Here is a 15,317-nt window from a genome sequence, read left to right on the forward strand (position 1 = left end):
GCGTCGTTCGGCGCTGCTTCACCGCGCTATCGCGAGCAGAGGATTTCGGTCTGAAGGGCTCAGATCCGACTTACTGCTTTTCCAACACCCACTGCCGGTTGCCCGGCGTGAACGACGGCATTTCATCCGCCAGCGCCGCATTCACGGTCTGGAAAATCTCCAGCTTCTTGCCATCACGGGCAAAGATCCAGGTGTTGCCCTGGCCGTTCTGTTGCAGCCAGATATTGTCGTTGCCGCCGCTCATGGAGGCGCAATCGCCGGCCAGGCACAGGGCGTAACGGTCGGCGCCCGGCAGGCCGCTGACCTGGCCGTCGGGCTGGAATTGCACGGTGGCGCCCTGGCCGGGGCCGCTGGCGATGTTCCAGGTGCCGCCCAGGTAGGCGGCATACAGCGCGCGTTCGAAACTGGCGCCGATGGGTGCGCCTTCCGGTACCTGGACTTGCGCGCGGTGGAACACCTGCTGCGGTTCGTTCTCGGTGGCGGCCTGGCTCAACTGGTCGCCGTCGCGCTTGAGCTCGCTGGCGGAGCTGCCGTAGAAGTCGACTTTCCAGGCGCCGTCTTCTTCGCCCAGCAGTTTGCCTTCGACGTTTTCAAAACCATTGGTGTAGCGTGCCTGGCCGGCCCGGGTATTGACGTCCCATTCCAGGTTCGGACCATAGCCTTGCAGCGCTTCGCGCAGCGGGCCGCCCTTGGCGGCAGCGTCGATGGCCGCCTGGTTGATCCAGGTGCCGCTGATGTCACGGTCGGCAGGGTCGCTGGCGCAACCGCCCAGAAAAAGGGCGAGCAGCGAGAAAGCAAGCGCTTTGCGCATGGTGGAATCCTTTCAAGACGAAAACGGCGCAGCGGGGGAGGCTGCGCCGACCTTATTACTCGATGACCAGGATGGCATCCATTTCAACCTGCGCGCCCTTTGGCAGGGCCGCCACGCCAATGGCGGCGCGGGCAGGGTAAGGCTGGTCGAAGTACTTGCCCATGATCTCGTTGACCTTGGCGAAGTGGCTCAGGTCGGTGAGGAAGATGTTCAGCTTGACGATGTCCTTGAAGGAACCACCGGCGGCCTCGGCCACGGCCTTGAGGTTTTCGAACACCTGCACGGTCTGGGCTTCGAAGCCTTCCACCAGCTCCATGGTCTTCGGGTCCAGCGGGATCTGGCCCGACATGTACACGGTGTTGCCGGCCTTGATCGCCTGGGAGTAGGTGCCGATGGCGGCTGGGGCCTTGTCGCTGGTGATAACGGTCTTGGTCATTGATGACTCCTTGTAAGGAATAGGCTATTGAGGCGCTATGCGCGCATGCGGGTGATGCGGATAACGCCGGTCAGGGCGCGCAGTTTCTTGATCACGCGGGCCAGGTGCACACGGTCGTGCACGCTGACCACCAATTGGACGACGCTGATGCGGCCATCGCGCTCGTCCATGCTGATTTTTTCGATATTGCCGTCGGCGGCGTTGACGCTGCTGGCCAGCAGCGCGATCAGGCCGCGCTGGTGTTCCAGCTCGACCCGCAGCTCGACGTTGAATTCGCCGGTGACATCCTTGGCCCAGGAGAGCTGGATGCATTTTTCCGGGTTGTGACGGATTTCGCTGATGTTGCGGCAGTTGTCCAGGTGCACCACCATCCCCTTGCCAGCGGACAGGTGGCCGACAATCGGGTCGCCCGGGATCGGCGTGCAACACTTGGCATAGCTGAGCACCAGGCCTTCGGTGCCGCGAATCGCCAGCGGGCCTTCGGGGCTTGGCAGTTGTTCGCCTTCGCCGAGCAGGCGACGGGCGACGACATAGGCCATGCGATTGCCCAGGCCGATGTCTTCGAGCAGGTCTTCGATCAATTCGAGGCGGTATTCGTGGAGCATCACCTGCACGCGCTCGCCGGGGATCTTGTCCAGGGAGCTGTCGAAACCGTTCAGGACCTTGTTCAGCAGGCGTTCGCCGAGGCTGATGGATTCGGAGCGGCGTTGCAGTTTCAGCGCATGCCGGATGTGCGTACGGGCCTTGCCGGTGACCACGAAGTTGAGCCATGCCGGGTTGGGCCGTGCGCCGGGGGCACTGACGATTTCCACCGTGGAGCCGCTTTGCAGCGGCTCGGACAACGGTGCCAGGCGCCGATTGATGCGACAGGCGATGCAACTGTTGCCGACGTCGGTGTGCACCGCATAGGCAAAGTCCACGGCCGTGGAGCCTTTGGGCAGCTCCATGATCCGGCCTTTGGGCGTGAAGACATAGACCTCGTCCGGGAACAGGTCGATCTTCACGCTCTCGATGAATTCCAGGGAGTTGCCAGCGCGCTGCTGCATTTCCAGCACGCCCTTGACCCACTGCCGGGCACGGGCGTGGGTGCTCTTGGGTTGTTCGTCACCGCTGGATTTGTAGAGCCAATGGGCGGCAATGCCGTTGTTGGCCATCTCTTCCATTTCACGGGTGCGGATCTGGATTTCGATCGGGACGCCGTGCATGCCGAACAACGTGGTGTGCAGCGACTGGTAGCCGTTGGCCTTGGGGATCGCGATGTAATCCTTGAAGCGCCCCGGCAACGGTTTGTACAAATTATGTACAGCACCCAGCACGCGATAGCAGGTGTCGACCTTGTCGACGATGATCCGGAACGCATAGACGTCCATGATCTCGTTGAAGGCCCGCCGCTTGCCGCGCATTTTCTTGTAGATGCCGTAGAGGTGTTTCTGGCGCCCGCTGACTTCGCCTTCGATGCCGTCGATGGCCAGGCAGTGGCTCAGGGACTCTTCGATCTTGTTGACGATTTCCTTGCGGTTGCCCCGGGCGCGCTTGACGGCCTGGTTGATCCGCGCCGAACGCATCGGGTGCATGGCCTTGAAGCCGAGGTCTTCGAACTCGATGCGGATCGCGTGCATGCCCAGGCGATTGGCGATGGGGGCGTAGATTTCCAGGGTTTCCTTGGCGATGCGCCGGCGTTTTTCGCCGGACAGCACTTCCAGGGTGCGCATGTTGTGCAGGCGGTCGGCGAGCTTGACCAGGATCACGCGGATGTCGCGCGCCATGGCCATGGCCATTTTCTGGAAGTTCTCGGCCTGGGCCTCGGCCTTGGTCTCGAAGTTCATCTGGGTCAGTTTGCTGACCCCGTCGACCAGTTCGGCCACGGTTTCGCCGAACTGCGCTTGCAGCGCTTCCTTGGCAATGCCGGTGTCTTCGATCACGTCATGCAGCATCGCCGCCATCAGGCTCTGATGGTCCATGTGCATGTCGGCAAGAATATTCGCCACGGCAAGCGGGTGCGTGACGTACGCCTCGCCGCTGCGGCGGCGTTGGCCGTCGTGGGCTTGTTCGGCGTAGAAATAGGCTCGGCGGACCAGGTTGACCTGGTCCGTGCCGAGGTAGGCCGATAAGCGATCGGCGAGGGCGTCTATGCTCGGCATGATGATGACTCCTGCCGTTTGCTGTGACCCCGCGCCGTGCTACGTCGACCAGGCATAGGCTTAGACCGCCTCGTTGGACTCGTCCTCGAACGCTGCGAACAGCGGTTCGTCTTCGACGATTTCAGCGTTGGCGATGAACTCGTAGCTCATCAGGCCCTCGGCGATTTCACGCAGCGCTACCACGGTAGGCTTGTCGTTTTCCCACTGGACCAATGGCTCTTTGCCGCCGGTGGCCAGTTGACGGGCACGCTTGGTAGAGAGCATGACCAGCTCAAAGCGGTTTTCCACGTGTTCTAGGCAGTCTTCAACGGTTACGCGGGCCATGGTATTCCTCGGAGCGAATGCAATATGCGCGCTGCCCGGTTGGGCGAGCGGACTCGACAGTTTAAAAAAACACCAGCGTTTAGGGAAGCGCTGATTTTTTAACCAAACCCCTCGGCGCGCTGCGAGTACCAATGTAAAGCCGTCGCAGCGGTTTTGGGAAGGGCTGTTCAACCCAACAGTTCGGCCAATAATTTACCGAAACGTTGCTGCTGGCGTTTCTGCTGCAGCTGGCTGGCGCGGAAAATCGCCTTCAGATCGTCCAGCGCATGGGCGAAATCGTCGTTGATGATCAGGTAATCGTAGTCGACGTAGTGGCTCATTTCGCTGACCGCTTCACGCATCCGGCCTTCGATGATCTCGTCGCTGTCCTGGCCGCGATTGGTCAGGCGCTGGCGCAACGCCTGCTGGCTCGGCGGCAGGATGAAGATCGAACGGGCCTGGGGCATCAGCTTGCGCACCTGCTCGGCGCCTTGCCAGTCGATTTCCAGGATCAGGTCATGGCCTTCGTCGAGGGTCTGCTGCAGATAGCTTTGCGAGGTGCCGTAGAGGTTGCCGAAGACTTCGGCGCGCTCCAGGAAGTCGCCGTGTTCGGCCATCTTCACGAATTCTTCGCGGTCGACGAAGTGATAGTTCACGCCGTTCACTTCGCCCGGGCGCATGGCACGGGTGGTGTGCGAGACCGAGACGCGGATCTGCGGCTCGGCGTCGATCAGGGCCTTGACCAGGCTGGTCTTGCCGGCGCCCGAGGGCGCGGAAATGATGTAGAGAGTGCCGGTGCTGTGGGTCATGTTGTTAGCCTTACTCAATGTTCTGCACTTGTTCGCGCATTTGCTCGATCAACACCTTGAGGTTGACCGCCGCCTGGGTGCTGCGCGGGTCGAAGGCCTTGGAGCCCAGTGTATTGGCTTCGCGGTTGAGCTCCTGCATCAGGAAGTCGAGGCGGCGACCGGCCGCGCCGCCGGACTTGAGCACCCGGCGAACTTCGATGATGTGGGTGCTCAGGCGATCCAGTTCTTCGGCCACGTCGCTCTTTTGCGCGAGCATGACCATTTCCTGTTCCAGCCGTTGCGGGTCCAGCTCGGCCTTCATATCGGCGAAGCGGTCGAGGACTTTCTGACGCTGGGTGGCGAGCATCTGCGGGACCAGCTCGCGCAGGGTACTGACGTCTTCTTCAATGGAGGTCAGGCGCTCGTTGATCAGCCGGGCCAGCTCCGCGCCTTCACGCTCGCGACCGGCCTTGAGTTCTTGCAAGCCTTGGTTGAACAGCGCCAGCGCCTCGGCGTTCAGCGCTTGCGGGTCGCTCGCGTCACCCACCAGCACGCCGGGCCAGGCCAGGACTTCCAGCGGGTTCAGGGCGGCGGGGTTCTTGATCAGGCTGGCGACGGTTTCGGCGGCAGCGACCAGTTGCGCGGCGCGCTCGCGGTCCACTTGCAGGGTCTTGCCGGTATTTTCTTCGGTGAAGCGCAGGGTGCATTCCAGTTTGCCCCGGGACAGGCCCTGGCGCAGGGCTTCGCGCACGCCGCCTTCCAGGTCGCGGAAGGACTCGGGCAAGCGCAGGTGCGGCTCCAGGTAACGGCTGTTGACCGAGCGCAGTTCCCAGCTCAGCGTGCCTTGGGCCCCGGCTTTTTCGACGCGGGCGAAGGCGGTCATGCTGTGCACCATGGAGGTTCCTCGCAATGCAGGCCGGCACGACGGTGGTCGTGGGCCTGGGATCTGTAGATAAAAGCCCGAGGGCAGCAAAGGCGCAGGATTGTAGCGCAGTGGGACGCAAGCGCCCAAACAGCTCCGGTAACAAAGCGCCGCAGCCCGTCGGCCGGGGCTTTGAGGGCGCTCACCCGCGCCAGCTTTTTAGCGCTGCACGACGTTTTAACTGCCCTCTGACGGTTCACGGCTCTATAATGCCAGGCAGTTTTCCGTCCTCTGTACAGGTGTTCCCTATGAAACGTCCAAGTGGTCGCGCTGCCGATCAGCTTCGCTCGATCCGCATTACCCGCAACTACACCAAACACGCCGAGGGATCTGTACTGGTCGAATTCGGTGATACCAAGGTCATCTGCACCGTCAGCGTCGAAAACGGCGTGCCACGGTTCCTCAAGGGCCAGGGCCAGGGCTGGCTGACCGCCGAGTACGGCATGCTGCCGCGCGCCACCGGTGAGCGGAACCAGCGTGAGGCCAGCCGTGGCAAGCAGGGCGGTCGTACCCTGGAAATCCAACGGCTGATCGGCCGTTCGCTGCGCGCGGCGCTGGACATGTCCAAGCTGGGCGACGTGACGCTGTATGTCGATTGCGACGTGATCCAGGCCGATGGCGGCACCCGTACGGCCTCCATCACCGGCGCCATGGTTGCGCTGGTCGATGCCTTGAAAGTGATCAAGAAGCGCGGCGGCCTCAAGGGCGGCGACCCGCTCAAGCAAATGATCGCCGCTGTGTCCGTGGGCATGTACCAAGGCGAGCCGGTGCTGGACCTGGATTACCTGGAAGACTCCGCCGCCGAGACCGACCTGAACGTGGTCATGACCAGTGCCGGCGGTTTCATCGAAGTCCAGGGTACCGCCGAAGGCGCGCCGTTCCAGCCGGAAGATTTGAACGCTATGCTGGAGTTGGCGAAGAAAGGCATGAACGAGATCTTCGAATTGCAAAAGGCCGCGTTGGCCGACTGATCGATCCCTGCTTCAAGACAACAAGGAGAGCGTCATGAGTGATGAACAAATCCTGCTGCCCCAGCCGAGCAAAGAGGCGCGTCAATGGGCAATGTTTTGTCACCTGTCCGCCTTGTTGGGGATCTGGATTCCGTTTGGCACGTTGATCGGGCCGTTGGTGCTCTGGCAGCTCAAGCGTGAATCCGACCCGTTCATCGATGCCCAGGGCAAGGAAGCGCTGAACTTCCAGATCACCGTGGCGATTGCTTCGGCGATCTGCCTGCTGCTGATGATCGTGGTGATTGGCTTCTTCCTGTTCGGCCTGGTGGCCATCGGTGCGCTGGTGCTGACCATCATAGGTGGCGTGAAGGCCAATGAAGGGCAGCCGTATCGGTATCCGTTCACCTGGCGGTTGGTCAAATAACGATCAGTTCTGTGATTCATAAGAATGCCCCGATTTATCGGGGCATTCTTTTTTAAATAAAAATGTTTCTATCCCTGTCGGGCATCCAATTGCCTGGCGCGTTATCGTGCGCATCCATGTAGTACTCTTAAATTTTTAGTCACAACTCACGAAGTTTCAAGGCGATCTATGTTCTTGGCAATAACACGCATCGATTGATAGAGTTGCCCCAAGTTATATTCCTTTAGAAATATTTCGATATATTCAGACCATTGAAGGTCCTTGAATTCAAAGTCAATCAGTGTTGAGGCAATCAACCTGTTCAAGCGGCGTGCCCAGGTAAAAAGTTCGCCCTGAATAGATATATTCAAAGAATAAACACTTATGTTTCAGCTCGACTTCTACGGAACCCTTGTCGCCGCCTCTCTAGTGCTTTTGCTGGGGCGCGGTCTTGTTAAACGTGTCGGTTTTCTACGCGTCTACAATATTCCCGAACCCGTGGCGGGTGGGTTGGTAGTTGCCTTGCTGCTCCTGGCTTTACGGGGGCTTGAAGTTGAAGTGCGTTTTGATACTTCATTGCAAACACCCTTGATGCTGGCGTTTTTTGCCACGATTGGCCTGAGTGCGGATTTCGCCAGCCTGAAGAAAGGTGGCCGCGTGGTGGGGATTTTCCTGTTGGCGGTCACCGGCCTGTTGGTGGTCCAGAATGCCATGGGCATCGGACTCGCAAAAGCACTGGGGCTCGATCCGTTGATGGGATTGCTGACCGGCTCGATTACCTTGGCGGGCGGTCACGGCACCGGTGCGGCGTGGGGAACGGTGTTCAGCGAGAAGTTCGGTCTGGCTTCCGCCTCCGAGCTTGCGATGGCTTCTGCGACGTTTGGCTTGGTGTTGGGTGGCTTGATCGGTGGGCCGGTTGCGCGCCTGCTCATCAAGCGTGTCCAATCGCCCGGCGGCCTTGAGCCAGAAAAGCCCCGCGTGCCCAAGGGCTTCGAACAGCCAAACAAGGAGCGCTCGATTACGCCATTTTCGTTTATCGAGACGCTCGCCTTGATCGCGGTCAGCCTGTTGGCCGGTACGCTCCTGAATGGACAGCTCCACGACACCGCATTCGAGTTGCCGACGTTCGTTTGTGTTCTTTTCGTGGGCGTGATCCTGCGCAACGGGCTTTCGGCACTTGGCCTGTATCAGGTATTCGAGCGAGAAGTGTCCGTGCTCGGCAACGTCAGCTTGTCACTGTTCCTGGCGATCGCCTTGATGTCACTCAAGTTGTGGGACCTGGCGTCATTGGCCTTGCCGATCTTCATCATTCTGGCGGCCCAGACATTGGTCATGGCCCTGTTTGCGATTTTCGTGACGTTCAGGCTCATGGGCAGTCACTACGATGCCGCGGTATTGGCGGCAGGGCATTGCGGTTTTGGACTGGGCGCCACGCCAACGGCCATCGCCAACATGCAGGCCGTGACGCAGCGCTACGGACCTTCGCAGATAGCGTTTCTGGTGGTGCCGATGGTAGGGGCGTTCTTCATCGACCTCATTAACGTCATCGTCATCAAGTTGTATCTGGCCCTGCCGTTTTTTGCCGTGGCTTGATGCTCGAGGCGGTAGCGCGCTCCATGAAAAATGCCCGTATCTTGCGATACGGGCATTTTTTGGGGCGGTCGGCCTGAAGGCTGTCGCCGATACGCTTAGATGGTCAGCGTCCAGTCGTAATCCACGATCAGCGGCGCATGCTGCGAGAACCGTGGCTGGCGCGGCAGGCGGGCGCTGCGTACGAAGCGGCGCAGCCCAGGCGTCAGCAACTGGTAGTCGAAGCGCCAACCGAGGTTGAGCATTTCGGCCTGCTCGTTGTCCGGCCACCAGCTGTACTGGTCGCCTTCGCGGCTGACTTCACGCAGGGCATCGACATAACCCATGTTGCCAATGATCTCGTCCATCCAGGCCCGTTCCGGCGCCAGGAAACCAGGAGATTGCTGGCTGTCGCGCCAGTTCTTGATATCCAGCTTCTGTTGCGCCACGTACAGCGAGCCACAATAGATGTACTCGCGACGTTTGCGCCGCTGTTTATCCAGGTAACGGGCGAAGTCGTCCATCAACTTGAATTTCTGATTCAAATCTTCATCGCCGTTCTGCCCCGAAGGGAGCAGTAAGGTCGCGATGCTGACCTTGTCGAAATCGGCTTGCAGGTAGCGCCCGTAGCGGTCCGCCGTCTCGAAACCGAGACCGTTGATGACAGCCTTCGGTTGCAGCCGCGAGTACAAAGCCACGCCACCCTGGGCGGGGACTTCGGCATCGCAGGCATAAAGGAAGTAACCATCCAGTTGGAAGGCTGCATCGTCCAGTTCAAAGGCGGAGGCGCGGGTGTCCTGCAGGCAGATGACGTCGGCATTCTGTGCTTGCAGCCAACTGAGCAAACCACGCTCCACTGCAGCCTGAATACCATTGACGTTCACACTGATGATCCGCATAAATGGCCCCAAAAATCACGTGCGTGTATGATACACGCCGTGTACCTATTTAGCTAAATCCGCGGTATTTGAGGCTTTTTTCATGCAGGCGTATCAGCGCGATTTCATTCGCTTTGCCATCGATCGCGGGGTTTTGCGCTTCGGTGAATTCACCCTCAAGTCCGGGCGCACCAGCCCGTACTTCTTCAATGCGGGCCTGTTCAACAGCGGAACCGCCCTGGCGCAGTTGGGCCGTTTCTATGCGGCGGCCATCGTCGAGAGCGGCATCCCGTTCGACGTATTGTTCGGCCCGGCCTACAAAGGCATCCCGCTGGCCGCCACCACCGCCGTCGCCCTGGCCGAACACCACGGCCGCGACCTGCCCTGGTGTTTCAACCGCAAGGAAGCCAAGGCCCACGGCGAAGGCGGCAGCCTGGTCGGCGCGCCGCTGACCGGCGATGTGTTGATCATCGACGACGTGATCACCGCCGGGACCGCCATTCGCGAAGTGATGCAGATCATCGCTTCCCAGGAAGGTGCCAAGGCGGCCGGCGTGCTGATCGCCCTGAACCGTCAGGAGCGCGGCAACGGTGAGTTGTCGGCGATCCAGGAAGTGGAGCGCGATTTCGGCATTCCGGTGATCAGCATCGTGTCACTGAACCAGGTGCTGGAGTTTTTGGCCGACGACCCGCAGCTCAAGCAGCATTTGCCGGCGGTTGAGGCTTATCGCGCGCAGTTCGGTGTCTAAAAGGCCTGCGCTAAACCCCTGTGGGAGCGAGCTTGCTCGCGATGGCGGCTTACCCTCAGCATTACTATTGACTGACCCACTGCTATCGCGAGCAAGCTCGCTCCCACAGTAGCCAGACAAAAAAAGACCCCGCTCAACCAGGTTGAGCGGGGTCTTTTTTTACCGGTATCGCTTAAGGACGCTTGCGATTGCTGATCAACGTACCCACACCCGTATCGGTGAAGATCTCCAGCAGAATCGCATTCGGCACCCGACCGTCGATGATCAGCGAGCTGCCGACGCCGCCCTGTACCGCTTCCAGCGCGCAACGGATCTTCGGCAGCATGCCGCCGTAGATGGTGCCATCGGCGATCAGGTCATCTACCTGCTGGGTCGACAACCCGGTCAGGACCTTGCCGGTCTTGTCCATCAGGCCGGCGATGTTGGTCAGCAGCATCAGCTTTTCAGCTTTCAGTGCCTCGGCAACCTTGCCCGCCACCAGGTCGGCGTTGATGTTGTACGACTCACCGTTGGCGCCCACGCCGATTGGCGCGATCACCGGGATAAAGTCGCCCTTGACCAGCAGGTTCAGCAGGTCGGTGTTGATGCCGACCACTTCGCCCACATGACCGATGTCGATGATTTCCGGCTGGGTCATCTCCGGCGTCTGGCGGGTGACGGTGAGTTTCTTCGCCCGGATCAGCTCGGCGTCCTTGCCCGTCAGGCCAATGGCGCTGCCGCCATGGCGGTTGATCAGGTTGACGATGTCCTTGTTGACCTGGCCGCCGAGGACCATTTCCACCACATCCATGGTCTGTGCGTCAGTCACGCGCATGCCGTCGATGAAGTGGCTCTCGATGGACAGGCGCTTGAGCAGGTCGCCGATTTGCGGGCCGCCGCCGTGGACCACCACCGGGTTGATGCCCACGGCCTTCATCAGCACGATGTCGCGGGCGAAGCCGGTTTTCAGCTCCTCGCTTTCCATCGCGTTGCCGCCGTATTTGATCACCAGGGTCTTGCCGACGTAGCGTCGGATATAAGGCAACGCTTCGGACAGGACCTTGGCGGTGTTGGCGGCGGCTTCGCGTTCGAGGGTCATTCAGGGCTCCGGTAGTGCTTCAAAAAATCAAAACGGTAGTTGGAGATCAGGTGCAACACGTTTGAGTTGGGTGTGGAACACGTCCTTGATGCGCTGCAGTTCGGCCTCGTTGTCGGCCTCGAAACGCAGCACCAGCACCGGGGTGGTGTTGGACGCGCGGACCAGGCCCCAGCCTTGTGGGTAGTCGACCCGTACACCGTCGATGGTGGTCAGTTCGGCGCCTTCGCCCCACTGGGCGTCGTGCAGTGCATCAATGATGCTGAATTTGCTCTCTTCGGTCACATGGATATTGATTTCCGGCGTAGAAATATCGTTCGGGAAGGTCGCGAACAACTCTTCGGCCGTGGATTTTTCCTTGCTGAGGATCTCCAGCAGGCGCGCGGCGCTGTAGATACCGTCGTCGAAACCGAACCAGCGCTCCTTGAAGAAGATGTGGCCGCTCATTTCACCGGCCAGCAGGGCGCCGCTCTGTTTCATTTTCTTCTTGATCAACGAATGACCGGTTTTCCACATCAGCGGGCGACCGCCATATTCCTTGATCAGCGGGACCAGGCGACGGGTGCACTTAACGTCGAAGATGATTTCGGCGTTCGGATTGCGCGCCACCACGTCGCGAGCGAACAGCATCAACAGGCGGTCGGGGAACACCACGCTGCCGGTATTGGTCACCACGCCGACGCGGTCGCCGTCGCCGTCGAAGGCCAGGCCCAGGTCGGCGTTGGTTTCCTTGACCTTGGCGATCAGGTCTTGCAGGTTTTCCAGTTTGCCCGGGTCCGGGTGGTGGTTAGGGAAGTTGCCGTCCACGTCGCAGAACAGCGGGATGACTTCGCAGTTCAGGGCTTCGATCAGTTGCGGAGCGATCACGCCGGCCGCGCCGTTGCCGCAGTCGACCACCACTTTCAGGCGTCGGGCGAGCTTCACGTCCTTGACGATCTCGTCGTTGTAGCGCTCGAGGATGTCGACCTTGGTCACGCTGCCCTGGCCGCTGCTCAGGTCGTTGGTCTTGAGGCGGGTGTGCAGGGCCTGGATCTGCTCGTTGGCGAGGGTGTCGCCGGCGATGACGATCTTGAAGCCGTTGTAGTTCGACGGGTTGTGGCTGCCGGTGAGCATGACCCCGGACTTGCCGGCCAGCACGTTGGCGGCGTAGTACAGCGCAGGCGTGGGCACCAGGCCCACGTCACTGACGTGGCAGCCGCTGTCGGCAACGCCTTTGATCAATTGTTCGACCAGCTCGGGGCCCGACAAGCGGCCGTCGCGGCCGACGCACACGTTCGGTTCACCCTGGGCCAGACTCTGGGAGCCAATGGCGCGACCGATCCAGTAGGCGGTTTCGGCTGTGAGGGTTTCCGGTACCACGCCACGGATGTCGTAGGCGCGGAAGATGCTATCAGGGAAGATCGGGGCGATTGCGGCTGGGGTGTTCATGGGCGGGGCGCTCTATCAGGAAAGTGACTGGACAGGCCGACGCTGGGCGTCGGCAGGCTCAAGCTGAAGGGTATGACGGCGTTTTTGACAGAGAGTTCGTGGTGGGAAATTGCCATGAGACAGCGTTACCCCGGCCTCGCTCGCCTAATACATTGATTCCGGATGGGAAACCTAGCAGAAAGCCATTGCGCATTTTTTGTCCTGAAACAGAAGCTTAACAAACGGGCCGGGCAGAACGCCCGGCCCGGAACTGCACGGTCAATGGCTGCCGGAGTGCCCGAAACCACCGGCGCCGCGCTGGCTCTCGTCGAACTCCTCGACCAGTTCGAAGTGGGCCTGGACCACCGGCACCAGCACCAACTGCGCGATGCGCTCGCCCACGGCAATGTTGAAAGCCGTTTGGCCGCGGTTCCAGCACGACACCATCAGTTCGCCCTGGTAGTCGGAATCGATCAGGCCCACCAGGTTGCCCAGCACGATGCCGTGCTTGTGGCCCAGGCCCGAGCGCGGCAGGATCAGCGCGGCCAGGCCCGGGTCGCCGATGTACACCGACAGGCCGGTAGGAATCAGCAGGGTCTGGCCTGGTTCCAGGATCGTGTCCTGCTTGAGCATCGCCCGCAGGTCGAGGCCGGCGGAGCCCGGTGTGGCGTATTGCGGCAGCGGGAATTCGCTACCGATGCGTGGATCGAGAATCTTGGCTTGTAAGGCGTGCATGAAAATTAAACCTGGTTCAGACGTTCGGCGATAAAAGTGATCAGCTGGCGGGCAATCTTGCTCTTGCTGGTCTGGGCGAAAAGCGTGGCGTGCAACTGGCGGTCGATCACGCTGCAGGCGTTTTCTTCGCTGTTGAAGCCGATGCTCGGATTGGCGACGTCGTTGGCGACGATCAAGTCGAGGTTCTTGTCCTTGAGCTTGCGGGCAGCGTAATCGAGCAGGTGTTCGGTCTCGGCGGCGAAGCCGACACTGAACGGACGGTCGGGGCGGGTGGCGATGCTGGCCAGGATGTCCGGGTTGCGCACCATTTGTAGTAGCAGGCCGTCGCCGCTTGTAGGGTCTTTCTTCAATTTTTGCGGGGCAACGACTTCGGGGCGGTAGTCCGCTACCGCAGCCGAGGCGATGAACAGGTCGCAGGGGATGGCCGCTTCACAGGCCGCGAGCATGTCCCGGGCACTGACCACGTCGATGCGCGTGACCCGGTCCGGGGTTGGCAGGTGCACGGGGCCGGTGATCAGCGTCACCCGGGCGCCGGCTTCCACGGCGGCTTCGGCCAGGGCGAAGCCCATTTTCCCGGAGCTGTGGTTGGTGATGTAGCGCACCGGGTCGATGTTTTCCTGGGTCGGCCCGGCGGTGATCAGCACGTGCTTGCCGGTCAGGGCCTGGCGCTGGAAGCAGTCGGCGGCGCACTGGGCCAGGTCCGTGGCTTCGAGCATGCGCCCCATGCCGACATCGCCGCAGGCCTGGCTGCCGGAGGCCGGGCCAAAGACTTTCAGGGCGCGGCTTTCCAGCAGTTGCAGGTTGGCCTGGGTGGCCGGGTCGCGCCACATGGCCTGGTTCATGGCGGGTGCGACGGCGACCACGGCGTCGGTGGCGAGCACCAGGGTGGTCAACAGGTCGTCGGCGATGCCTTGGGCCAGGCGGGCGATCAGGTCGGCCGTGGCCGGGGCGATCAGCACCAGGTCGGCCCACTTGGCCAGTTCGATATGGCCCATGGCGGCTTCGGCCGCCGGGTCGAGCAAGTCCAGGTGGACCGGGTGCCCCGACAGGGCTTGCATGGTCAGTGGGGTAATGAACTCGCTGCCGCCACGGGTCATGACGACCCGTACTTCCGCGCCCTGGTCGATGAGTCGGCGAACCAGCTCGGCGCTCTTGTAGGCGGCAATGCCGCCGCCGACGCCCAGAACGATGCGTTTCCGATACAGCCGCTGCATAGGCCTGCCTTTCGATTTCAGTGGTCAGTGCAAGGCGAACCCCTTGGCAGCAGCTGCCAGGGTGCAAATCACCTGCAAAAAAGATGGGCTACGATATCACAGCGACCGCTACGGAACAGCGGCGCCCACAATCAGGGAGATGCCATGAGTATTCGCGATTGGCCTGTGGCCGAGCGGCCGCGGGAGAGGTTATTGGCGCTGGGGGCGGGGAGTCTTTCGGACGCCGAGCTGCTGGCGATTTTTTTACGAACCGGCGTGTCCGGCAAAAGCGCGGTGGATCTGGCGCGACAACTGTTGATTCAATTTGGCAGCCTGCGCGCGCTGCTTGAAGCGGATCAGATCACATTCAGTAACCACATGGGGCTCGGGCCGGCGAAGTTTGCCCAACTGCAGGCGGCTCAGGAAATGAGTCGGCGGCATTTGGCTGAACGGGCGCGGGAAAAGACCATGCTGGAAAGCCCGTTCGCGGTTCGTGAATACCTCAAGTCCATGCTGCGTCACGAACCCCACGAGGTGTTCGGTTGCCTGTTTCTCAACGCCAAGCACCAGGTGCTGACCTTCGAGGCGCTGTTTCGCGGTTCTATCGACAGCGCCAGTGTCCATCCCCGGCAGGTGGTCAAGCGCGCCCTGGCCCACAACGCCGCCGCGTTGATCCTGTGCCACAACCACCCCTCCGGCAACACCGAGCCCAGCCAGGCCGACCGGGTGCTCACCGAGCGGCTCCAGGAGGCCCTGGAACTGATCGACGTGCGGGTGCTCGACCACTTCATTGTTGGCGATGGGGAGCCGCTGTCGATGGCGGAGTATGGGTGGATGTAGCCAGGGTCATGCTTGAATAATCCCTTGTGAGAGCAAAGCTTGCTCGCGATGACGTCGACACAGACAACACTTCTGTTGGCTGTAAAACCGCTATCGCGAGCAAGCTTTGCTCCCACAG

At 61.1% G+C, this 15,317-nt stretch carries 15 protein-coding genes and 1 pseudogene; 5 read left to right on the forward strand and 11 right to left on the reverse strand.

All coding sequences use genetic code 11. The features are described 5' to 3' along the window. Positions 1-70: 70 nt before the first annotated feature. The 6 genes from AO356_RS12485 to AO356_RS12510 all read right to left on the reverse strand — a co-directional run bounded on the left by AO356_RS12485 (position 71) and on the right by AO356_RS12510 (position 5,374). Entirely contained in the window at positions 71-811 is a 741-nt protein-coding gene (locus tag AO356_RS12485) for a hypothetical protein (protein ID WP_060740054.1), read from the reverse strand. A 55-nt stretch (positions 812-866) separates the two neighbouring features. After that, positions 867-1,247: a RidA family protein gene (locus AO356_RS12490; protein WP_014340863.1), complete on the reverse strand. Its 381-nt coding sequence runs from the start codon at positions 1,245-1,247 to the stop codon at positions 867-869. 35 nt (positions 1,248-1,282) lie between these two features. After that, the gene (gene spoT / locus AO356_RS12495) at positions 1,283-3,388 is read right to left on the reverse strand and encodes a bifunctional GTP diphosphokinase/guanosine-3',5'-bis pyrophosphate 3'-pyrophosphohydrolase (RefSeq protein WP_053126562.1); all 2,106 of its coding nucleotides are present in this window, start codon (positions 3,386-3,388) and stop codon (positions 1,283-1,285) included. A gap of 60 nt (positions 3,389-3,448) precedes the next feature. Beyond that, on the reverse strand, positions 3,449-3,712 hold the full coding sequence (rpoZ, locus tag AO356_RS12500; protein ID WP_003177259.1) for a DNA-directed RNA polymerase subunit omega: 264 nt from the start codon (positions 3,710-3,712) through the stop codon (positions 3,449-3,451). A 167-nt stretch (positions 3,713-3,879) separates the two neighbouring features. Next, complete coding sequence (gene gmk, locus AO356_RS12505; protein WP_053126561.1) at positions 3,880-4,500, reverse strand: guanylate kinase; 621 nt, start codon at positions 4,498-4,500, stop codon at positions 3,880-3,882. Positions 4,501-4,510: 10 nt separating this feature from the next. Next, positions 4,511-5,374, reverse strand: coding sequence for a YicC/YloC family endoribonuclease (locus AO356_RS12510; RefSeq protein ID WP_060740055.1), 864 nt, complete (start codon positions 5,372-5,374; stop codon positions 4,511-4,513). Between the two features lie 275 nt (positions 5,375-5,649). Here AO356_RS12510 and rph point away from each other — a divergent pair, with 275 nt between their 5' ends. The 3 genes from rph (at position 5,650) to gltS (ending at position 8,347) form a co-directional block, all read left to right on the forward strand. Beyond that, the gene (rph, locus tag AO356_RS12515; protein WP_060740056.1) at positions 5,650-6,372 is read left to right on the forward strand and encodes a ribonuclease PH; all 723 of its coding nucleotides are present in this window, start codon (positions 5,650-5,652) and stop codon (positions 6,370-6,372) included. A gap of 34 nt (positions 6,373-6,406) precedes the next feature. Next, entirely contained in the window at positions 6,407-6,775 is a 369-nt protein-coding gene (locus AO356_RS12520) for a DUF4870 domain-containing protein (protein ID WP_060740057.1), read from the forward strand. Positions 6,776-7,138: 363 nt separating this feature from the next. Next, positions 7,139-8,347 (forward strand): sodium/glutamate symporter, encoded by a 1,209-nt coding sequence (gltS, locus tag AO356_RS12525; protein ID WP_060740058.1) that lies wholly within the window; start codon positions 7,139-7,141, stop codon positions 8,345-8,347. 95 nt (positions 8,348-8,442) lie between these two features. Here the strand turns inward: gltS and AO356_RS12530 are convergent, their stop codons facing one another. Then, entirely contained in the window at positions 8,443-9,222 is a 780-nt protein-coding gene (locus AO356_RS12530; protein WP_013694557.1) for an exodeoxyribonuclease III, read from the reverse strand. Between the two features lie 82 nt (positions 9,223-9,304). Between AO356_RS12530 and pyrE the strand changes: the two genes are divergently transcribed. After that, complete coding sequence (gene pyrE / locus AO356_RS12535) at positions 9,305-9,949, forward strand: orotate phosphoribosyltransferase (RefSeq protein ID WP_060740059.1); 645 nt, start codon at positions 9,305-9,307, stop codon at positions 9,947-9,949. Positions 9,950-10,121: 172 nt separating this feature from the next. Here the strand turns inward: pyrE and argB are convergent, their stop codons facing one another. From argB to coaBC, 4 genes and pseudogenes are all read right to left on the reverse strand, one after another. Then, the gene (argB, locus tag AO356_RS12540; protein WP_025216133.1) at positions 10,122-11,027 is read right to left on the reverse strand and encodes an acetylglutamate kinase; all 906 of its coding nucleotides are present in this window, start codon (positions 11,025-11,027) and stop codon (positions 10,122-10,124) included. Between the two features lie 27 nt (positions 11,028-11,054). Next, positions 11,055-12,458 (reverse strand): annotated as a pseudogene (locus tag AO356_RS12545) (phosphomannomutase/phosphoglucomutase); the annotation flags it as partial. Between the two features lie 252 nt (positions 12,459-12,710). Further along, positions 12,711-13,166, reverse strand: a complete 456-nt coding sequence (gene dut, locus AO356_RS12550; RefSeq protein WP_053126549.1) for a dUTP diphosphatase — start codon at positions 13,164-13,166, stop codon at positions 12,711-12,713. 5 nt (positions 13,167-13,171) lie between these two features. Then, on the reverse strand, positions 13,172-14,380 hold the full coding sequence (coaBC, locus tag AO356_RS12555) for a bifunctional phosphopantothenoylcysteine decarboxylase/phosphopantothenate--cysteine ligase CoaBC (RefSeq protein ID WP_003206865.1): 1,209 nt from the start codon (positions 14,378-14,380) through the stop codon (positions 13,172-13,174). 144 nt (positions 14,381-14,524) lie between these two features. On the opposite strand from coaBC, the gene radC reads away from it, so the two are divergent. Further along, positions 14,525-15,199 (forward strand): RadC family protein, encoded by a 675-nt coding sequence (gene radC / locus AO356_RS12560; RefSeq protein ID WP_060740061.1) that lies wholly within the window; start codon positions 14,525-14,527, stop codon positions 15,197-15,199. Positions 15,200-15,317 lie beyond the last annotated feature (118 nt).

The sequence above is a fragment of the Pseudomonas fluorescens genome (assembly GCF_001307275.1).
Taxonomy (GTDB): Bacteria; Pseudomonadota; Gammaproteobacteria; order Pseudomonadales; family Pseudomonadaceae; genus Aquipseudomonas; species Aquipseudomonas fluorescens_AA.